The following is an 18862-nucleotide window of genomic DNA, read 5'->3' as shown; positions in this document are numbered from 1 at the left end:
GTGTTTGGGAATGTTAGAAGGTTGTCATAAGTCGGGGTAGAATGAGCGAGTAATGGCTTGTCATTTGGTGTACAATGGACGGGTTAATAACGTTTCGGAGTACAGGGAATGGATATTTTATGGAGGTGCAGTCATCAGTGGCAGAACAATGGATCTATTTGGATGGTCAGTATGTGACCAAGGAGAACGCAACCGTTTCGGTATATGATCATGGATTTTTGTATGGAGACGGGATTTTCGAAGGTATTCGGATCTATAACGGAAATATTTTCAGATGTAAGGCCCACTTGGATCGTTTGTATGATTCGGCAAAATCCATTAGTTTGAACATTCCGCTGTCCATTGATGAGATGCTGGAAGTCATGGCTGAAACGGTGCGCCGCAATGATATGCGTAATGGTTATATTCGTCTTATTGTATCGCGTGGCCCTGGTAATCTGGGGTTGGACCCGTTACGTTGTCCTAAGGCATCCGTAATCATCATCGTGGAGCAATTAGCGATCTATCCGGAGGAAGCGTATCTTACTGGATTGAAAGCCGTGTCGGTATCCCAACGCCGGAACATTCCAGACGCATTGAATCCAAAAATTAAATCGTTAAACTATCTGAATAACATCCTGGTTAAAATCCAGTCTAACTATTCAGGTGCTGGTGAAGCAATTATGCTGAATTCCCAAGGTTACGTTACTGAGGGTTCAAGTGATAACATCTTCATCATCAAAAATGGTGTAGTGTACACGCCGCCTTGTTATCTCGGAGCACTTGAAGGGATTACACGTCAAGCGATTATCGATCTATGTGGCGAACTGGAGCTTGAATTAAAAGAAGTGCCATTCACCCTGCATGATGTGTATATCGCAGACGAAGTCTTTTTCACCGGGACAGCTGCAGAAGTTATCGCTGCATATGAAGTCGATGGAAGAACAATTGGCACGGGAGTAGCAGGTCCGGTAACGCTGAGACTGCTGGAAGCATTCCGTCAGATTGTTGACAAAGATGGATATAAAGTGTGGGAATCTTAAGTTAGAATTGCATAACATAGGGAACAGGAATCCTCCTTGTCCGATAAAATTTTGCATACCTGGCGTATGGGGATTTTAGAGACAGGAGGATTTTTTTTGTTTAGTTGATGTCATTAGCCCGGTTTCTGCATAGGATGTAGTAACGGTATGGGCGAATGTACTGCCCAAGTATGACGTCTAGGAGGTTAGTTCCCTGTGAAAATACACATGGTGAAAAAAGGCGACACATTATATCTGCTGTCCCAAAAATACAATGTAGCGCTGGACAAATTGATCGCGGCTAATCCGCAAATCACAAATCCTGACAAGTTGGATATTGGCATGAAGGTCAAAATCCCTGCAGAGCCAGTAACACCGAAGCCGGAGGGTGTGCTCCACAGTCACAAGGTGCAGCAAGGAGATTCGTTATGGAAGTTGGCACAAGCCTGGGGAGTTCCTTTAAAAGATATGGTCAATGCCAATCCACAGTTGAAAAATCCGAACGCTCTGCTGGTGGGGGAGACAGTTTATATTCCATCTATGCACGCACAAGGAAACAGCACATCTAATTCGGGTGCCGGCAACATTGCTGCTCAAGAAAAGTTGTCACCTGAGGGTAAGGAATATACGGGAGTCAAAGAACCGGAACCACCGGCTCCAGTAGCGCCAACTCCCCCTGCTCCGGTAGCAGAGGTTCCTGTTCCGGTCCCTGCTCCACCACCAGCCAATACGGAGAAGCCGAATGTGAAGCCTGAACTGGAGGTACTGCCGCAGTTACCGGAGCTTCCTGAAGTGAAACCCGAAAAGGAAACGCATAAAAAAGAAGAGGTTAAACCCGAAGTTTATGTAAAACCGGTAGCAGAATCCAAGAAATACACAATGCCTAATCTATCGCCTGAAATTATGCCTTTGCCTGTAATGCCTAATACAAAGTCTCCAACTGAGGTTGCACCAGCAACGAAAAAACCTTGTGGTTGCGGTAATAAGTTGCATCATGCGCCAGCCGAGCACCCTTATGTTCAAATCCCGGTTCCTGTACAAGAGGTGTATGGTGCTCAGCAAGACATGTACACGGCAGGAGCGAGTAACAATGCGTCGTTTCCAGGGATTCCGGAAGTTAGTCCCTATGGTGGCAGTGATCTGCCTAACAGTCTGTGGACTGGCGCGGAGCAGGGTTATAACCACAATAACGTTATGCCGAATCTGTCCGCAGAAATGCAAAACAACTCATTTCCGATTGCGCCAGCTGGCGAAGTGAATAGTCCATTCCCAACGTATGCAGCACCTAGTCATATGAATCATCAGCCGCCTTTCATATCTCCATACTCAATGCTTCCGTACCCTCCATGCGGATGTGGCTCACATACACCTATGCCTCAGTATACTTATCCTTCTCATGGTTATCAGGATCCGGCATGGAATATGTATGGTCCTTCGTACGGTATGCCGCCTGAAATGTCCACATCAACGATGCCAAACCAGCCTATTGAGTATGCTTATCAGAATCCGTACCCTACTCAGAACATGGTTCCCCCGTCCCCGCTTGGAGCATTTGGTGAAATGTATCCTCCTCAGGGGCAAGGGAAGGGTGGCAAAAAAGGGGGGCGTGAAGACGCTAACTTAAGTCAGGTAGCAATTGAAGAGGTTGGATCAGATTCGGAAGGGAAGTCTAAGCAAGCAGGGAATAAGCCGGCCGCTGCAAAACGCAGAACAAGCAAGGCTCCTCTGAAGAATAAATCCAAGGTATCCGTGTCCGGGAAAACATCCAGAGAGGGTGCAGCTACTTCCAACCAACGGAAATCCGATAAAAAGCGTCGTAATCCATGGATACAAAACTAACCTGGGGATTGCGATTGATGAATAAGTGAGGTACCTGTTATATAAGCGGGAAGCCAGCTCTGTAATAGAGAGCTGGCTTCCCGCTTACCTGAGTGAACATTGAGTTGCGCATAACGGAGATATAGTTGCTCAGGAAATAATAGAAAGTATTTTATTAAGAAGTTATTGTAAACCCTTTCATGAATATGTTAAAATATTTGTACCCTATGAGCATGACCTAATATGATAGGACAAGATAGGGTACGGATATTGATAGCTTTAGCTGTTGTAAAACTACTAAAGAAAAGAAATGAAAAAACTGTTGCATTACATTCAGCCGTATGATATATTATTTAAGTCGCCGCTGAAACACAGTGCTGACACGGGAAACACAAGAGATGATGAAACAAGTTTGATCTTTGAAAACTGAACAACGAGTGAGTAAACATTCTGCTTGCAGAATGAACGCGAAAGTTGGAGACAAGCCTTGGCTTGGATCGACTGGAGCACAAATGAGATTTTTAATCTCGTCAGATTCAAAATGAGCTTATCGCTCTTTTCAATACTTTATTGGAGAGTTTGATCCTGGCTCAGGACGAACGCTGGCGGCATGCCTAATACATGCAAGTCGAGCGGACTTGAAGAGAAGCTTGCTTCTCTGATGGTTAGCGGCGGACGGGTGAGTAACACGTAGGCAACCTGCCCTCAAGTTTGGGACAACTACCGGAAACGGTAGCTAATACCGAATAATTGTTTTCTTCGCCTGAAGGAAACTGGAAAGACGGAGCAATCTGTCACTTGGGGATGGGCCTGCGGCGCATTAGCTAGTTGGTGAGGTAACGGCTCACCAAGGCGACGATGCGTAGCCGACCTGAGAGGGTGATCGGCCACACTGGGACTGAGACACGGCCCAGACTCCTACGGGAGGCAGCAGTAGGGAATCTTCCGCAATGGGCGAAAGCCTGACGGAGCAATGCCGCGTGAGTGATGAAGGTTTTCGGATCGTAAAGCTCTGTTGCCAGGGAAGAACGCTTGGGAGAGTAACTGCTCTCAAGGTGACGGTACCTGAGAAGAAAGCCCCGGCTAACTACGTGCCAGCAGCCGCGGTAATACGTAGGGGGCAAGCGTTGTCCGGAATTATTGGGCGTAAAGCGCGCGCAGGCGGTCATTTAAGTCTGGTGTTTAATCCCGGGGCTCAACCCCGGATCGCACTGGAAACTGGGTGACTTGAGTGCAGAAGAGGAGAGTGGAATTCCACGTGTAGCGGTGAAATGCGTAGATATGTGGAGGAACACCAGTGGCGAAGGCGACTCTCTGGGCTGTAACTGACGCTGAGGCGCGAAAGCGTGGGGAGCAAACAGGATTAGATACCCTGGTAGTCCACGCCGTAAACGATGAGTGCTAGGTGTTAGGGGTTTCGATACCCTTGGTGCCGAAGTTAACACATTAAGCACTCCGCCTGGGGAGTACGGTCGCAAGACTGAAACTCAAAGGAATTGACGGGGACCCGCACAAGCAGTGGAGTATGTGGTTTAATTCGAAGCAACGCGAAGAACCTTACCAGGTCTTGACATCTGAATGACCGGTGCAGAGATGTACCTTTTCTTCGGAACATTCAAGACAGGTGGTGCATGGTTGTCGTCAGCTCGTGTCGTGAGATGTTGGGTTAAGTCCCGCAACGAGCGCAACCCTTATATTTAGTTGCCAGCATTTCGGATGGGCACTCTAGATAGACTGCCGGTGACAAACCGGAGGAAGGTGGGGATGACGTCAAATCATCATGCCCCTTATGACCTGGGCTACACACGTACTACAATGGCCGGTACAACGGGCTGCGAAATCGCGAGATGGAGCCAATCCCAACAAAGCCGGTCTCAGTTCGGATTGCAGGCTGCAACTCGCCTGCATGAAGTCGGAATTGCTAGTAATCGCGGATCAGCATGCCGCGGTGAATACGTTCCCGGGTCTTGTACACACCGCCCGTCACACCACGAGAGTTTATAACACCCGAAGTCGGTGGGGTAACCGCAAGGAGCCAGCCGCCGAAGGTGGGATAGATGATTGGGGTGAAGTCGTAACAAGGTAGCCGTATCGGAAGGTGCGGCTGGATCACCTCCTTTCTATGGAGAATCGTTTCCTGCAACGGAAACATTCAAATACGCAGCTTAGCTGCAAAACACTCACTCGTTGTTCGGTTTTGAGAGCTCAAACTCTCAAACAGCTTGCTTTTGCATGGAGCTTGTTCTTTGAAAACTAGATATCGAAACGAAACAAACGCGAATTAGAACATTCCTTTAAGCTGAACTTGTGCAAACAAGTCAAGTGTATAAAGGTAGTTAAATTGCTTTTGTGAGGGTATCGGGTGAGAGCGACTTTTGGCTTTGCGCAAGCAAAACAAGGGAAGCGAGCGACCGAAACCGGAACAAAATGGTTAAGCTACTAAGAGCACACGGAGGATGCCTAGGCGCTAGGAGCCGATGAAGGACGTGGCGAACAACGAAACTGCCTCGGGGAGCTGTAAGCAAGCTTTGATCCGGGGGTGTCCGAATGGGGAAACCCAGCTGGGGTAATTTCCAGTTACTCATAACTGAATACATAGGTTGTGTAGAGGCATACCAGGGGAACTGAAACATCTAAGTACCCTGAGGAAGAGAAAACAATAGTGATTCCGTCAGTAGCGGCGAGCGAACGCGGAGAAGCCCAAACCAGAGAGCTTGCTCTTTGGGGTTGTGGGACGTCTCACATGGAGTTACAAAGGAACCGGTTAAGCGAAGAGGTCTGGAAAGGCCCGCCAAAGAAGGTAAAAGCCCTGTAGTTGAAAGTTGGTTCCCTCCGAGACGGATCCCGAGTAGTGCGGGGCACGTGAAACCCCGTATGAATCCGGCAGGACCATCTGCCAAGGCTAAATACTTCCTAGCGACCGATAGTGAAGCAGTACCGTGAGGGAAAGGTGAAAAGCACCCCGGAAGGGGAGTGAAATAGAACCTGAAACCGTGTGCTTACAAAAAGTCAGAGCCCGTTTTAGGGGTGATGGCGTGCCTTTTGTAGAATGAACCGGCGAGTTACGTTCCCGTGCAAGGTTAAGGTGAAGAGCCGGAGCCGCAGCGAAAGCGAGTCTGAATAGGGCGACTGAGTACGTGGACGTAGACCCGAAACCGGGTGATCTACCCCTGTCCAGGGTGAAGGTGCGGTAACACGCACTGGAGGCCCGAACCCACGCATGTTGAAAAATGCGGGGATGAGGTGGGGGTAGCGGAGAAATTCCAATCGAACTCGGAGATAGCTGGTTCTCCCCGAAATAGCTTTAGGGCTAGCCTCGGAAAACAGAGTCGTGGAGGTAGAGCACTGATTGGGTGCGGGGCCCGCAAGGGTTACCAAGCTCAGTCAAACTCCGAATGCCATAGACTTACTTCCGGGAGTCAGACAGTGAGTGCTAAGATCCATTGTCAAAAGGGAAACAGCCCAGACCATCAGCTAAGGTCCCCAAGTGTGTGTTAAGTGGGAAAGGATGTGGAGTTGCACAGACAACCAGGATGTTGGCTTAGAAGCAGCCACCATTGAAAGAGTGCGTAATAGCTCACTGGTCGAGTGACTCTGCGCCGAAAATGTAACGGGGCTAAACACACCACCGAAGCTATGGCTTGATGCTTTGCATCAGGGGTAGGGGAGCGTTGTATAAGGGTTGAAGGTGTACCGTAAGGAGCGCTGGACATTATACAAGTGAGAATGCCGGTATGAGTAACGAAAAGATCAGTGAGAATCTGATCCGCCGAAAGCCTAAGGGTTCCTGAGGAAGGCTCGTCCGCTCAGGGTAAGTCGGGACCTAAGGCGAGGCCGAAAGGCGTAGTCGAAGGACAACAGGTCGAAATTCCTGTACCACCGTAAGCCGTTATGAGCAATGGGGGGACGCAGTAGGGTAGTGACGCGGACTGATGGATGTCCGTCTAAGCAGTAAGGCTGATGTGTAGGCAAATCCGCACATTGTAAGGCTGAGCTGTGATGGGGAGCGAAAATTATAGTAGCGAAGGTCATGATCTCACACTGCCAAGAAAAGCCTCTAGCCAGGTGATGGTGCCCGTACCGCAAACCGACACAGGTAGGCGAGAAGAGTATTCTAAGGCGCGCGGAAGAACTCTCGTTAAGGAACTCGGCAAAATGACCCCGTAACTTCGGGAGAAGGGGTGCCCCGGTAGTGTGAATAGCACGAGGGGGCCGCAGTGAAAAGGCCCAAGCGACTGTTTAGCAAAAACACAGGTCTGTGCGAAGCCGTAAGGCGAAGTATACGGGCTGACGCCTGCCCGGTGCTGGAAGGTTAAGGGGAGTGGTTAGGAGCAATCCGAAGCTGTGAACCGAAGCCCCAGTAAACGGCGGCCGTAACTATAACGGTCCTAAGGTAGCGAAATTCCTTGTCAGGTAAATTCTGACCCGCACGAATGGCGTAACGACTTGGGCGCTGTCTCAACGAGAGATCCGGTGAAATTTTAATACCTGTGAAGATGCAGGTTACCCGCGACAAGACGGAAAGACCCCATGGAGCTTTACTGCAGCTTGATATTGAATTTGGGTACGATCTGTACAGGATAGGTGGGAGCCTTTGAAACGTGAGCGCCAGCTTGCGTGGAGGCAACGTTGGGATACCACCCTGATCGTATCTAGGTTCTAACCTGGTACCGTAATCCGGTGCGGGGACAGTGTCAGGTGGGCAGTTTGACTGGGGCGGTCGCCTCCTAAAGAGTAACGGAGGCGCCCAAAGGTTCCCTCAGAATGGTTGGAAATCATTCGAAGAGTGCAAAGGCATAAGGGAGCTTGACTGCGAGACCTACAAGTCGAGCAGGGACGAAAGTCGGGCTTAGTGATCCGGTGGTACCGCATGGAAGGGCCATCGCTCAACGGATAAAAGCTACCCTGGGGATAACAGGCTTATCTCCCCCAAGAGTCCACATCGACGGGGAGGTTTGGCACCTCGATGTCGGCTCATCGCATCCTGGGGCTGAAGTAGGTCCCAAGGGTTGGGCTGTTCGCCCATTAAAGCGGTACGCGAGCTGGGTTCAGAACGTCGTGAGACAGTTCGGTCCCTATCTGTCGTGGGCGTAGGAAATTTGAGAGGAGCTGTCCTTAGTACGAGAGGACCGGGATGGACGTACCGCTGGTGTACCAGTTGTTCCGCCAGGAGCACCGCTGGGTAGCTATGTACGGACGGGATAAACGCTGAAAGCATCTAAGCGTGAAGCCCCCCTCAAGATGAGATTTCCCAGTATGTAAGACCCCTTGAAGACGACGAGGTAGATAGGCTGGGGGTGGAAGTGCAGCAATGCATGGAGCTGACCAGTACTAATCGGTCGAGGGCTTATCCAATAGCAAGTTGTAATTCGCATGTTTCGTTTCGAATCTAGTTTTCAGAGAACAACAACTCTGAAATGTAAGCTACGCGTTTGGTGGCGATGGCGGAGGGGTTCCACACGTACCCATCCCGAACACGACCGTTAAGCCCTCTAGCGCCGATGGTACTTGGACCGCAGGGTCCTGGGAGAGTAGGACGCCGCCAAGCGAACTCTTTCATCATACATAGAAAACAGGCTCTGCATGTTGATGTTGTACGATGAATTGCATTTGCACTGCAAATGCATATATTCCCTGATAGCTCAGTTGGTAGAGCACTCGACTGTTAATCGAGTTGTCACAGGTTCGAGCCCTGTTCGGGGAGCCATTAGGGCCCGTTGGTCAAGGGGTTAAGACACCTCCCTTTCACGGAGGTAACAGGGGTTCGAATCCCCTACGGGTCATATTATGGAGGCTTAGCTCAGCTGGGAGAGCATCTGCCTTACAAGCAGAGGGTCGGGGGTTCGATCCCCTCAGCCTCCACCATATAAACTTTATAACGACGCGGGGTGGAGCAGCCCGGTAGCTCGTCGGGCTCATAACCCGAAGGCCGCAGGTTCAAATCCTGCCCCCGCAATTATACTTTCCTTTGAGAAAGTGATCTGGAACCGTGGTGTAGTTGGCCTAACATGCCTGCCTGTCACGCAGGAGATCGCGGGTTCGAATCCCGTCGGTTCCGCCATTTTTATATTAATAATACCGTGTGCGGAAGTGGCTCAGCGGTAGAGCATCGCCTTGCCAAGGCGAGGGTCGCGGGTTCGATTCCCGTCTTCCGCTCCAATATTTGCGCCCTTAGCTCAGCTGGATAGAGCGTTTGACTACGAATCAAAAGGCCGGGAGTTCGAATCTCTCAGGGCGCGCCATTATAACTTCAAATTTGCCGGCGTGGCGGAATGGCAGACGCGCTCGACTCAAAATCGAGTGGGAAACCGTGGAGGTTCGAGTCCTCTCGCCGGTATATATAACGGGATGTAGCTCAGCTTGGTAGAGCACCTGGTTTGGGACCAGGGGGTCGCATGTTCAAATCGTGTCATCCCGATCTCTAAAAACACTATCTATAATTAGATAGTGTTTTTTTATATTTATCTATATAAGATTCTATAAATGCAGGTTCGATATTAACTATGACAAATTCTCTAAGCTAACACATGCGTGTTCCTTCTTCAGACAACAAGTTAATTGTGCATAAAGCCTCAATCTTTAGGTCACAATAGGTTTAAAAAGTGATAGAAGGGGTTCATGTGAACACGTTTAACTTCAGAAAACAATTCAAGAGACGCTGGAGACGGTGGAAACGAACAGTATGGATGACGGCGGCTCTGCTTGCAGTTACGATATTGGCTTACAGCGGGTTGTCTATCTCATCGGCGATAGAGCGTTTGCTGACAACTAATTTTAGTGAGGCAACCAGTGTGATGGGGCCTGTTACGCAGGAAACAAGATCTGAACAGGAGATTCAGGCGTTAGTAGAGCAACTTGATTCTGATCCGGATCATTTAACAAGTGTGGTTTTGGAAACACAGTACATCTGCGGAGTGGAGACAGAGCAGTTAGGCAAGATGGCTAGACCGCAGTTGAAGATGTTACTAGCTCAACATCCGGAATGGGATGCTACCGTTGGAACATCAGATGAGTTGCATCTGAAGCAACGTGTAGATGACCTTTCACCGCTTTGTAAACAGCAGGCTTATATCAGCATAGATGCTGTAGGGAACCTTAATTTGTACGAGGGTAAGCCTGCAGAAGAGAAGGTTATTCGTACGTTCTTTCAATTGGATGTTGGGACGTTGGAAAGTTCTTTGCCTGAAGGGGTGCTCGAGCAATTGCAGCAGGGTATTCGGATTCAGGACAAGGATGAATATGATAGCGTAATCTCTACGTTCAGTGACTATGCCGTGGATGAAGACCATCATTTAATCCGTAATGGCGGGTAATCCAAACGTCTTCACCTACGGTATTAAAATTGTGAAGTACTGAAACGATGCTGGCAATAGCAATAACATTGGTGGTTTACGTAACCAAGCGATTGAATCTAAAATACGTGGAATGTGGTGAAGGACATCGAAGAGATGTCCTTTTTGTCGTTTGAACTGAAATACATGAAAATACGAATAAACATGTAAAAAATCCGCGAATAAAGACGAGTAATCAGTTAGACAAAGTTTTTCCTGCCGCAGGGTCTATCTTTTGTTATAATGAAATGAACGATACATATGTTCGCTTTTGTGAGGGAGAGATGGTTTTGCGTTTTTTGGGAATTGACCCGGGGATTGCGATTGTTGGTTTTGGTTTTGTGGATAAAATCGGCAGTAAGGTGGTACCCGTACAATATGGATGTATTCAGACGGAAGCTCATACCCCTGAAGAGGAACGGTTGCTTCACGTATATGAAGGTATGGTGCAATTGATTGATAAATACAAACCGGACGCAGTAGCGTTGGAGAAACTTTTTTTCAATCGGAACGTTACAACAGCGATGTCTGTCAGTCAGGCGAGAGGCGTCATGGTACTCGCTGCGGCACAGAAGGGTTTGCCTATTGCAGAATATACGCCAATGCAGATCAAGCAGGCTGTTGTGGGGTACGGTAAAGCGGAGAAGAAGCAAGTACAGGAGATGGTCAAAATGTTCTTGCGTCTTCAGGTCGTTCCTAAGCCGGATGACGTAGCGGATGCATTGGCTGTAGCGGTGTGCCACGCACACTCTTATACATTAAATTCCAAGTTGAATGAGGTATTGCGAAAATGATTGATTTTCTAAGAGGACAGTTCATTCATGTAGAGAATGATTATATTGTGCTGGATGTTCATGGTGTAGGGTATCGCGTATTCTGTCCAAATCCATTTGCGTTTGCGAAGCAAGAAGGCGAAATTACCGTGTACACTCACCATCATGTGCGTGAGGATGCGATGTTGCTGTTTGGATTTGTTACACGGGATGAGCAGCGTTTGTTCCGTAAACTGATTGAAGTATCCGGTATTGGGCCAAAAGTAGCTCTGGGCATACTCGCTGGAGGTACACCAGAACATGTGGTTACGGCGATTTATCAGGAGAATCTTACGTTCTTGACCAAATTGCCAGGCATCGGCAAGAAGACTGCACAACGCATGATTCTGGATCTCAAGGATAAGCTGGATAGTTTTGGCGCGGCAGCGTATGCAACAGGGTTGTTCGCTCCTCCATCGGAAGAGTCGGGAAGTGGTTCAGCCTGGGATGAGGCACGTGAAGGTCTCAAGGCACTTGGGTATACTGACAGTGAGCTTGATAAAGTATGGCTCAAATTGAAAAAGGATGTTACTACAGCAGATTCCGTTGATGTGTTGATGAAAAAGGCGCTGCAAATGCTGTTTACGGGATAATACAAATTGCATATTATAATATAGCTGTAGCCTGCAAAAAAAGGTAGGGATGAACATGGATGACCGGATTATTTCCGCGAACCTGATGATGGAGGACCAAAATGTTGAGTTGAGTCTTCGTCCCCGGTATCTGAATGAGTATATCGGGCAGAATCAGGTGAAGGAAAATTTAAAGATATATATTGAAGCTGCCAAATTTCGTAATGAGGCATTGGATCACGTTTTGTTATATGGCCCACCTGGGCTTGGTAAAACAACACTTGCCAACATTATTGCCAACGAATTGGGCGTTAATTTACGAACTACGTCAGGCCCGGCCATTGAACGCCCGGGTGATCTTGCAGCATTGTTAACCAATCTGCAGGAAGGTGATGTCCTGTTTATTGATGAGATTCATCGTTTGCATCGTACGGTTGAAGAAGTCATGTACCCCGCTATGGAAGATTCGGCATTGGATATTATGATTGGTAAAGGTCCAAGTGCACGTTCCGTTCGGCTGGATCTGCCACCATTCACTCTGATTGGGGCTACAACGCGTGCTGGCTTGCTGTCTGCTCCACTTCGAGACCGATTTGGTGTTATCAGTCGATTGGAATTCTACACGGTTGATGAGCTGGCTTATATCGTTTCACGCTCTACCGAAATTTTGGGTGTGGAGATTGTGGGAGATGCTGCGCAAGAGATTGCATTGCGCTCACGTGGGACACCGAGGATTGCGAACCGTTTGTTAAAACGAGTACGCGACTTTGCACAGGTACGTGGTGATGGGATTATAACGCAGACACTGGCGGAAGAAGCGCTGCAACGTCTCCAGATCGATCCACGTGGCTTGGACGACATTGACCATAAGATGCTTAAATCGATGATCAACAGCTTCCGGGGAGGCCCGGTAGGGCTCGATACCATTGCTGCTACGATTGGTGAAGAAAGTCAGACGATCGAGGATGTTTATGAACCGTATCTGCTTCAGATTGGTATGATTCAGCGTACACCAAGGGGCAGGATCGTAACAGATCTCGCCTATCATCATTTGGGTCTGCCTGTTCCACCAAGAGACGGTAAATAGTCGAACCTGTTGAACATGCTCATTTGGATATTCATCATAAACATTGGAATAATCACGGGTTAACCCGATATAAAGTGAAAGAAATGCATGGGGAGGAGTCTGATTGTGGGAAAAGCAATACGAACGAAGAAGTGGAGTCGTCGATTGAAGGTACTGGCGGCAGCTCTTTTGACAGTGGGTTGTCTGCAAGTGCCTGCATATGCAGCAGGAAATGATGGACAGACGATCCGGGTAGCCATGTTTGCGAATCTGGGCAGTACGTATAAATCAACTACACCACTCATTACGCTTGAATCGACGGGACAATGGAGCATCCAATCGGAGAGTGGCGCAAATGTAAGCCTTCCGGCAGGGCAAGTCCGTTTCAGTGCAGATGGATTCCGAGTGAAAGTGTTGGAAACAGCGGATTTCAAGGCAGCATCTGCAGCAGCAAAATTGTTGCAAGCAACAGCGGATAAACCTTTGCTGTTTACAACGTCTGTGAATGGAAATGCCATTTATCAGCTCTACACAGGCAACTATGCAACGGAGGCACTTGCTGGACAAGCTGTTACACGGGTACAAAAGGTAGCAGCAGCTCAATTGGCTGGTCAAAAGCCAGCTGTAACGGGAAGTAAACGCCTGTCTGCTGGAACCTATGGTTCGATTCAGGAAGCAGAGGCAGCACAAGCCAATCTTTTATCAGCAGGAGTTAGTAGTGTCTATCCAGTCCTTCAACTGAGCGGGGGAAGCCAAGCATACGCGGTATGGGTGGGTGAAGCTTCAACGGATGCGGAATTAACCGCATTGAAGAACAGTGTGGAAACCAAAGCTCTGGGGGTAAGCCTTTCACCTGTCAACAATAGTGCAGGACTCATCATCCGCCAGGACGCAGGATTAAGTACGGATGCACTCAAAACAGCTCCGCATTACACCATTGCAGGTACTGAATCCAAAGCATTGGTACAAGGGAATGGCAATGGTATCAAGGTAGTGGAACGTTCTCAGCGAACATATCGTGGAGATATGGAAATCAGTATCGTAAGTGGTGATCTGGCGTTGGTCAACGTCGTTCCACTGGAGCAATACCTGTACTCTGTCGTAGGGGCAGAGGTGTATTCCTCCTGGCCTGCTGAAGCTCTGAAAGTTCAAGCCGTAGCTGCTCGATCCTACGCGCTTCAACAGGGTGAACGTTTCAAAATTGCGAATGTCGTGGATACAACGCTCAGCCAAGCCTACAACGGGATTGGTTCGGAGAACGATAAAGTAACCAGTGCAGTGGATGCAACTGCTGGAGAAGTGGTCAAGAGCGGTGGGAAAATCATCGAAGCTGTATTCTCCTCTAATGCTGGCGGCCAGACGGCTCATCCTTCTGAGGTATGGAACGGCGGAGCAGGTGTGTTCACCAATGTGGTTAGTTCAGGAGATACATCAGCCCAGGCAGGATTACATACGTGGTACCATGTGCTGCTGAGTTCAGGTGTTAGTGGGTACATTCGTGAGGATAACATCAAAGAATTAACGACCAAGACCAATGCGGGACTGGCAAAAGTAACGGTAACGGCTCAGAACACCAATGTGCGTGCCGTTCCGTTAATTCAATCCACCGTTGAACCTGTAGCCAAAATGAATCCAGGCAACGAAGCTGTTGTACTGGCAAAAGTAGCTCAATCCAACGATTATGCTTGGGTGAGAGGACCTTTCACGTCTGCCCAGTTGGTTAAATCCCTTCAGGGTAAAACAACAGCGTCTGTTCCTGCTTCAATCTCAACCTTGGAAGTGACCAAGCGTGGACCTTCCGGAAGAGCACTTGAAGTCACTGCCAACGGACACGCTATGACGGTGAAATATGCCGATACATACCGCTCTGCACTCGGTGGATTACCGAGCACTCTATTTGATATTGCAGGGACCGGAAGTTATACTGTATTAGGCGCTGACGGCAAAACAGCCAGTAAAACCGGCTCAAATGGTGCCTCTGTATTGTCTTCTTCTGGCGCAGGAACATCATCCGGTAATGCACTTGTGGTTATGAGTGGTGATGGTCAAGCGAGAGCGGTAACGCAGGGTCAGACCTTCATGTTCATCGGTCAGGGCAATGGCCACGGATTGGGCTTGTCCCAATGGGGAGCCAAAGGCATGGCAGATGAAGGGTATGATTACCAGGCAATATTGAAACACTATTATCAAAATGCGACTATTGTTAAGGAATGAAACTAAATGAATGTGAACTTATATGATTTTGAATTACCAGAGCAATTGATAGCACAGACACCGTTGCTTGATCGCACGGCATCCCGTTTGCTCACCTTGAACAAAGATAGTGGTGAGATTAATCATCAAACGTTTCCTGATATTATCGATTTTCTGAATCCCGGTGATACATTGATTCTGAATGATACACGTGTTCTACCAGCCCGTCTGTTCGGTACAAAAGAAGATACCGGAGCAAAAGCGGAAGTGTTATTGCTCAAAAATGTGGAAGGCGACAAGTGGGAAGCACTGGTTAAGCCGGGTAAAAAGCTGAAAGCCGGTTCAGTCATCGTATTCGGTGATGAACTCAAGGCAATCATTGAAGAAGAGGGCGAGATGGGGGCACGTACGCTTACGTTTACGTATGATGGAATCTTCCAAGAGATTTTGGACCGTCTGGGTGAGATGCCGTTGCCACCTTATATCAAGGAGACATTGGATGACCGCGAACGGTATCAGACCGTGTATGCCAAGCATGAAGGATCGGCGGCTGCACCTACAGCGGGACTGCACTTTACGGATGAATTGTTGGATCAGATTCGTGCCAAAGGTGTTAATGTGGCCTTCATCACGCTTCATGTAGGACTGGGAACATTCAGACCAATGTCGGTTGACGTTGTTGAAGATCATGTTATGCATGAGGAGTATTACTCCTTGTCACAAGAAACGGCAGATCTGATTAACCAGACTAAAACGAATGGACACCGTGTTTTTGCGGTTGGGACAACGAGCTGTCGGACTTTGGAAACGGTAGGCAGCAAATTTGAAAATGGAATACTGCAAGCGAGCAGCGGATGGACCAGCATTTTCATCTATCCGGGCTATTCCTTCAAAGTGATCGATGGGATGCTTACGAATTTTCATCTCCCGAAATCCACGTTGGTTATGTTGGTTAGTGCACTAGCAGGCAGGGAACATATTATGCAGGCATATGAGGAAGCCATCCAAGAGAAATACCGGTTCTTCAGCTTCGGCGATGCCATGTTGATATATTAGTATAACGATTAACTTTTAGAGGATGATTAAAACCAATGGCAGCAATTACGTATGAACATATCAAAACTTGCAAACAATCCGGTGCACGTCTGGGACGTGTACATACACCTCACGGTATTATTGAGACACCAACCTTTATGCCAGTAGGTACACAGGCGACTGTCAAAACAATGAGCCCTGAAGAGTTGAAAGAAATGGATGCTCAGATTATTTTGAGTAATACCTATCACCTGTTTCTGAGACCAGGACATGAAATCATCCGTGAAGCTGGCGGGTTGCACAAATTCATGAACTGGGATCGTCCAATTCTGACGGACAGCGGCGGATTCCAAGTGTTTTCTCTCAGCGAGATGCGCAAGATTACGGAAGAAGGCGTTAACTTCCGTTCTCATCTGAATGGAGACAAGAAGTTCCTTTCTCCTGAAGTGGCGATGGAAATCCAGAATGCACTTGGCTCCGATATTATGATGGCGTTTGACGAATGCCCACCGTATCCGGCTGAATATGAATATGTAAAAAAATCACTCGAAAGAACGAGCCGCTGGGCAGAACGTTGTCTCGAAAGTCACGCTCGTCCGCATGACCAAGGTCTGTTTGCCATCGTACAGGGAGGCATGCATGAAGATCTTCGCCGTCAAAGCGCCGCAGATTTGACTTCCATGGATTTCCCGGGGTATGCTATTGGTGGACTGAGTGTTGGAGAACCGAAACATTTGATGTATGGTGTATTGGATTATACGTTACCTTTGTTGCCATCCAATAAACCACGTTATTTGATGGGGGTAGGTTCGCCCGATGCGTTGATTGAGGGATCAATTCGTGGAGTGGACATGTTCGACTGTGTTCTGCCAACTCGGATTGCCCGTAACGGAACAACGATGACCAGCCAAGGACGTCTGGTAGTTCGCAATGCCAAGTTTGCAACTGATTTTGGGCCACTTGACCCTGAATGTGATTGCTACACTTGTCGCAACTATTCCAGAGCTTATCTGCGTCATTTGATCAAAGCAGATGAAACATTTGGCCTGCGTTTGACAACGATCCATAATCTTCATTTCTTGCAGAATCTGATGCGTAATGTACGTAAAGCCATTATGGAAGATCGTTTGCTTGATTTCCGGGATGAATTTTTCGATCAATATGGTCTTCATGACAATGACAAAGGTTTCTGATTGAGTTTTTGAGGAAACCGGCGTAACAAGCAATATCTGTATGTATAGTCGATAAGGGGGAGTTTGAATGTTTCAAGGAATGCCTCTAGCAGGAGCGCAAGGCGGTGGGATCGTATCTTTGATTGTACCTTTAGTACTCATGGTTGCGATTTTCTACTTCTTAATGATTCGTCCACAGAACAAAAAGCAAAAGCAACGGAATTCCATGCTAAGCCAATTGAAAAAAGGCGATAAAATTGTAACGATTGGTGGCCTTCACGGTACGATCGCTGAGATTACGGACGATGTGGTTGTATTGCGTGTAAACGATGTAACTAAGCTTACATTTGACCGTAATGCAATCAGCACGGCTGTAGCTCGTGATACGGCTGTTGAATAGTTACTGTAACATAGAATAACGAGGGTGCGTTTGTGGCGTATTCCCTAGTAGAGAACCGGATCTCCTTGGAGACCCGGTTCTCTTTTTTGATTTATGAGGGAAGGTCGATGTTCTTTACCAGTCAGTTAGGAGCGATGCGTATTAACACCGAACATGCCACCGAGAGCTGAAATGAAGAACGCGCTAAGCAGTTGTAAACTATCCTTCCAATTAAACGAAGCATCCAGCGCGAGAAATCCGATCAACAGCACAAGCAGTCCATATACGATTCCGGTAATCCCTCCGTAGTACCATCCTTTTTCACCAGAACGTTTGCCTGCGACAAAACCACCAACCAATAATGACAAGCCATGAACAACATAGGTATACAATGAGAGGTCCTGTTCCCGCATTCCGCTCATCCAGAGAAACAAGGAGAGAATAAATGCCCCGATAAACATCCATACAAAAGCCTGACAGAGGCCTGACAGAATCGGATTGGACACTCGAAACGAAACCAAGCGGCGGATCAATTGCATGAAGCAACCCCCTTGTACAAGTTATAAGTTAATACAGTGTATGGTCAAGCCTTCGGACTTATGAACTGTTTTCCATTAAATGAACGGATTATTTCTGCATGAGCATGTAAGGTTCAGGTCAAAATAGGGATTGCACTACCCAGCTAACTGTTAAAAACTCAGTTTCGAAGGAGGACCCCTGTTGTGAACTTCCCAGATGTCGGATCACATATCTTTCGAACCATTCTCATGTACTTTCTGGTGTACTGTGCAATGAGGGTTATGGGTAAACGTGAGATTGGTAAGCTATCCATGTTTGATCTTGTTGTCTCCATTATGCTTGCTGAAATGGCTGCTTTTGTCATTGAAGATATTGATAAACCGCTCTCTCACGGGATTGCCCCCATGCTTACCTTGATCATTGTACAGATCGGAATGGCCTTTATAGGCCTTAAAAGTCGGCGTCTTCGCCTGATGATTGATGGGAAACCTACTGTTTTGATCTCCAAAGGCGTTCTTCACCGGGATGAGATGCGGAAGCAACGATATAATCTGGATGATCTATTACAACAACTCCGTGAACAGAATGTAGACAGTATCGGTGAGGTTGATTTCGCTATTTTGGAGACCACAGGCAAGCTGACCGTTTTTCCCAAGGATGAGAATACTTCTAACGGCAGCAGTTCTTCCGGCTCTGATTCAGAAGGGGTTTCTTCCGGTAAATCCAAAACAGAGAAAAATCAGATTGACGGATTTCCAAATATCAAATATGAAGGTCTGCCACTCCCCTTAATTATGGACGGAAAGGTCCAGGATCAGAATCTGGAGATCATCCAGAAAACGAGATTTTGGCTGAAAAATCAAATTCAACAGAACGGAATTATGGATTTCAAAGATGTATTTATATGCTCCATTGACCACAATGGGAAGATATATGTCAGTCCAAAAGATGATAAAAAATGAAA

The 18862-nt window shown here is 47.8% G+C and carries 12 protein-coding genes, 9 tRNA genes and 3 rRNA genes; 23 read left to right on the top strand and 1 reads right to left on the bottom strand.

Features of this window, described 5'->3' with window-relative positions:
* Nucleotides 1-137 precede the first annotated feature (137 nt).
* The 22 genes from ilvE to yajC all read left to right on the top strand — a co-directional run bounded on the left by ilvE (nucleotide 138) and on the right by yajC (nucleotide 17400).
* The gene (gene ilvE / locus MKY95_RS26435) at nucleotides 138-1022 is read left to right on the top strand and encodes a branched-chain-amino-acid transaminase (protein ID WP_017692630.1); all 885 of its coding nucleotides are present in this window, start codon (nucleotides 138-140) and stop codon (nucleotides 1020-1022) included.
* Between the two features lie 195 nt (nucleotides 1023-1217).
* A complete protein-coding gene (locus MKY95_RS26430) occupies nucleotides 1218-2840 on the top strand; it encodes a LysM peptidoglycan-binding domain-containing protein (RefSeq protein ID WP_339195175.1) in 1623 nt (540 codons plus the stop codon).
* A gap of 546 nt (nucleotides 2841-3386) precedes the next feature.
* Nucleotides 3387-4939 (top strand): 16S ribosomal RNA (locus MKY95_RS26425).
* 309 nt (nucleotides 4940-5248) lie between these two features.
* Nucleotides 5249-8174, top strand: a 23S ribosomal RNA gene (locus MKY95_RS26420).
* A 76-nt stretch (nucleotides 8175-8250) separates the two neighbouring features.
* Nucleotides 8251-8367 (top strand): 5S ribosomal RNA (gene rrf, locus MKY95_RS26415).
* Together the 16S, 23S and 5S rRNA genes with 9 tRNA genes alongside form the textbook arrangement of a ribosomal RNA operon.
* Before the next feature lie 83 nt (nucleotides 8368-8450).
* Nucleotides 8451-8526: transfer RNA gene (locus MKY95_RS26410), tRNA-Asn, on the top strand.
* Between the two features lie 4 nt (nucleotides 8527-8530).
* Nucleotides 8531-8602 (top strand) — tRNA-Glu (locus MKY95_RS26405).
* Between the two features lie 6 nt (nucleotides 8603-8608).
* Nucleotides 8609-8684, top strand: a tRNA-Val gene (locus MKY95_RS26400).
* A 17-nt stretch (nucleotides 8685-8701) separates the two neighbouring features.
* Nucleotides 8702-8775 (top strand) — tRNA-Met (locus tag MKY95_RS26395).
* Nucleotides 8776-8802: 27 nt separating this feature from the next.
* Nucleotides 8803-8880 (top strand) — tRNA-Asp (locus MKY95_RS26390).
* A gap of 23 nt (nucleotides 8881-8903) precedes the next feature.
* A tRNA-Gly gene (locus tag MKY95_RS26385) sits at nucleotides 8904-8978 on the top strand.
* Nucleotides 8979-8984: 6 nt separating this feature from the next.
* A tRNA-Arg gene (locus tag MKY95_RS26380) sits at nucleotides 8985-9061 on the top strand.
* A gap of 16 nt (nucleotides 9062-9077) precedes the next feature.
* Nucleotides 9078-9156: transfer RNA gene (locus MKY95_RS26375), tRNA-Leu, on the top strand.
* A gap of 7 nt (nucleotides 9157-9163) precedes the next feature.
* Nucleotides 9164-9237: transfer RNA gene (locus MKY95_RS26370), tRNA-Pro, on the top strand.
* Between the two features lie 202 nt (nucleotides 9238-9439).
* Nucleotides 9440-10132, top strand: a complete 693-nt coding sequence (locus MKY95_RS26365) for a BofC C-terminal domain-containing protein (protein ID WP_076320342.1) — start codon at nucleotides 9440-9442, stop codon at nucleotides 10130-10132.
* A gap of 308 nt (nucleotides 10133-10440) precedes the next feature.
* Nucleotides 10441-10944 carry a crossover junction endodeoxyribonuclease RuvC gene (ruvC, locus tag MKY95_RS26360; RefSeq protein ID WP_017686765.1) on the top strand — a complete coding sequence of 168 codons (504 nt, stop codon included), beginning with the start codon at nucleotides 10441-10443 and terminating at the stop codon, nucleotides 10942-10944.
* The gene (ruvA, locus tag MKY95_RS26355) at nucleotides 10941-11555 is read left to right on the top strand and encodes a Holliday junction branch migration protein RuvA (protein ID WP_036616866.1); all 615 of its coding nucleotides are present in this window, start codon (nucleotides 10941-10943) and stop codon (nucleotides 11553-11555) included. Before ruvC ends, ruvA begins: the two co-directional genes overlap by 4 nt.
* A gap of 55 nt (nucleotides 11556-11610) precedes the next feature.
* Nucleotides 11611-12621: a Holliday junction branch migration DNA helicase RuvB gene (ruvB, locus tag MKY95_RS26350; RefSeq protein WP_036616868.1), complete on the top strand. Its 1011-nt coding sequence runs from the start codon at nucleotides 11611-11613 to the stop codon at nucleotides 12619-12621.
* Nucleotides 12622-12726: 105 nt separating this feature from the next.
* Nucleotides 12727-14814, top strand: a complete 2088-nt coding sequence (locus MKY95_RS26345; protein ID WP_143781167.1) for a SpoIID/LytB domain-containing protein — start codon at nucleotides 12727-12729, stop codon at nucleotides 14812-14814.
* A 6-nt stretch (nucleotides 14815-14820) separates the two neighbouring features.
* Entirely contained in the window at nucleotides 14821-15849 is a 1029-nt protein-coding gene (queA, locus tag MKY95_RS26340) for a tRNA preQ1(34) S-adenosylmethionine ribosyltransferase-isomerase QueA (protein WP_076252968.1), read from the top strand.
* 35 nt (nucleotides 15850-15884) lie between these two features.
* Nucleotides 15885-17021 (top strand): tRNA guanosine(34) transglycosylase Tgt, encoded by a 1137-nt coding sequence (gene tgt / locus MKY95_RS26335; RefSeq protein ID WP_036616872.1) that lies wholly within the window; start codon nucleotides 15885-15887, stop codon nucleotides 17019-17021.
* Nucleotides 17022-17088: 67 nt separating this feature from the next.
* Nucleotides 17089-17400, top strand: a complete 312-nt coding sequence (gene yajC, locus MKY95_RS26330) for a preprotein translocase subunit YajC (protein ID WP_036616875.1) — start codon at nucleotides 17089-17091, stop codon at nucleotides 17398-17400.
* A gap of 125 nt (nucleotides 17401-17525) precedes the next feature.
* On the opposite strand, the gene MKY95_RS26325 is transcribed toward yajC, so the two are convergent.
* On the bottom strand, nucleotides 17526-17918 hold the full coding sequence (locus MKY95_RS26325; RefSeq protein ID WP_036616878.1) for a TIGR04086 family membrane protein: 393 nt from the start codon (nucleotides 17916-17918) through the stop codon (nucleotides 17526-17528).
* A 183-nt stretch (nucleotides 17919-18101) separates the two neighbouring features.
* On the opposite strand from MKY95_RS26325, the gene MKY95_RS26320 reads away from it, so the two are divergent.
* Nucleotides 18102-18860: a DUF421 domain-containing protein gene (locus MKY95_RS26320; RefSeq protein WP_245838416.1), complete on the top strand. Its 759-nt coding sequence runs from the start codon at nucleotides 18102-18104 to the stop codon at nucleotides 18858-18860.
* The last annotated feature ends 2 nt before the right edge of the window (nucleotides 18861-18862 follow it).

Origin of the sequence: Paenibacillus sp. FSL P4-0176, from assembly GCF_037975265.1 — a bacterium.
Taxonomy (GTDB): domain Bacteria; phylum Bacillota; class Bacilli; order Paenibacillales; family Paenibacillaceae; genus Paenibacillus; species Paenibacillus amylolyticus.
This window is presented reverse-complemented; position numbering and strand designations above follow the sequence as displayed.

Excerpts from the sequence above, each read along its gene's own strand:
- ruvA (WP_036616866.1), top strand. The coding sequence starts at position 10,941 with ATGATTGATTTTCTAAGAGGACAGTTCATTCATGTAGAGAATGATTAT.
- ruvB (WP_036616868.1), top strand. The coding sequence starts at position 11,611 with ATGGATGACCGGATTATTTCCGCGAACCTGATGATGGAGGACCAAAAT.
- queA (WP_076252968.1), top strand. The coding sequence starts at position 14,821 with ATGAATGTGAACTTATATGATTTTGAATTACCAGAGCAATTGATAGCA.
- tgt (WP_036616872.1), top strand. The coding sequence starts at position 15,885 with ATGGCAGCAATTACGTATGAACATATCAAAACTTGCAAACAATCCGGT.
- yajC (WP_036616875.1), top strand. The coding sequence starts at position 17,089 with ATGTTTCAAGGAATGCCTCTAGCAGGAGCGCAAGGCGGTGGGATCGTA.
- MKY95_RS26325 (WP_036616878.1), bottom strand. The coding sequence starts at position 17,918 with ATGCAATTGATCCGCCGCTTGGTTTCGTTTCGAGTGTCCAATCCGATT.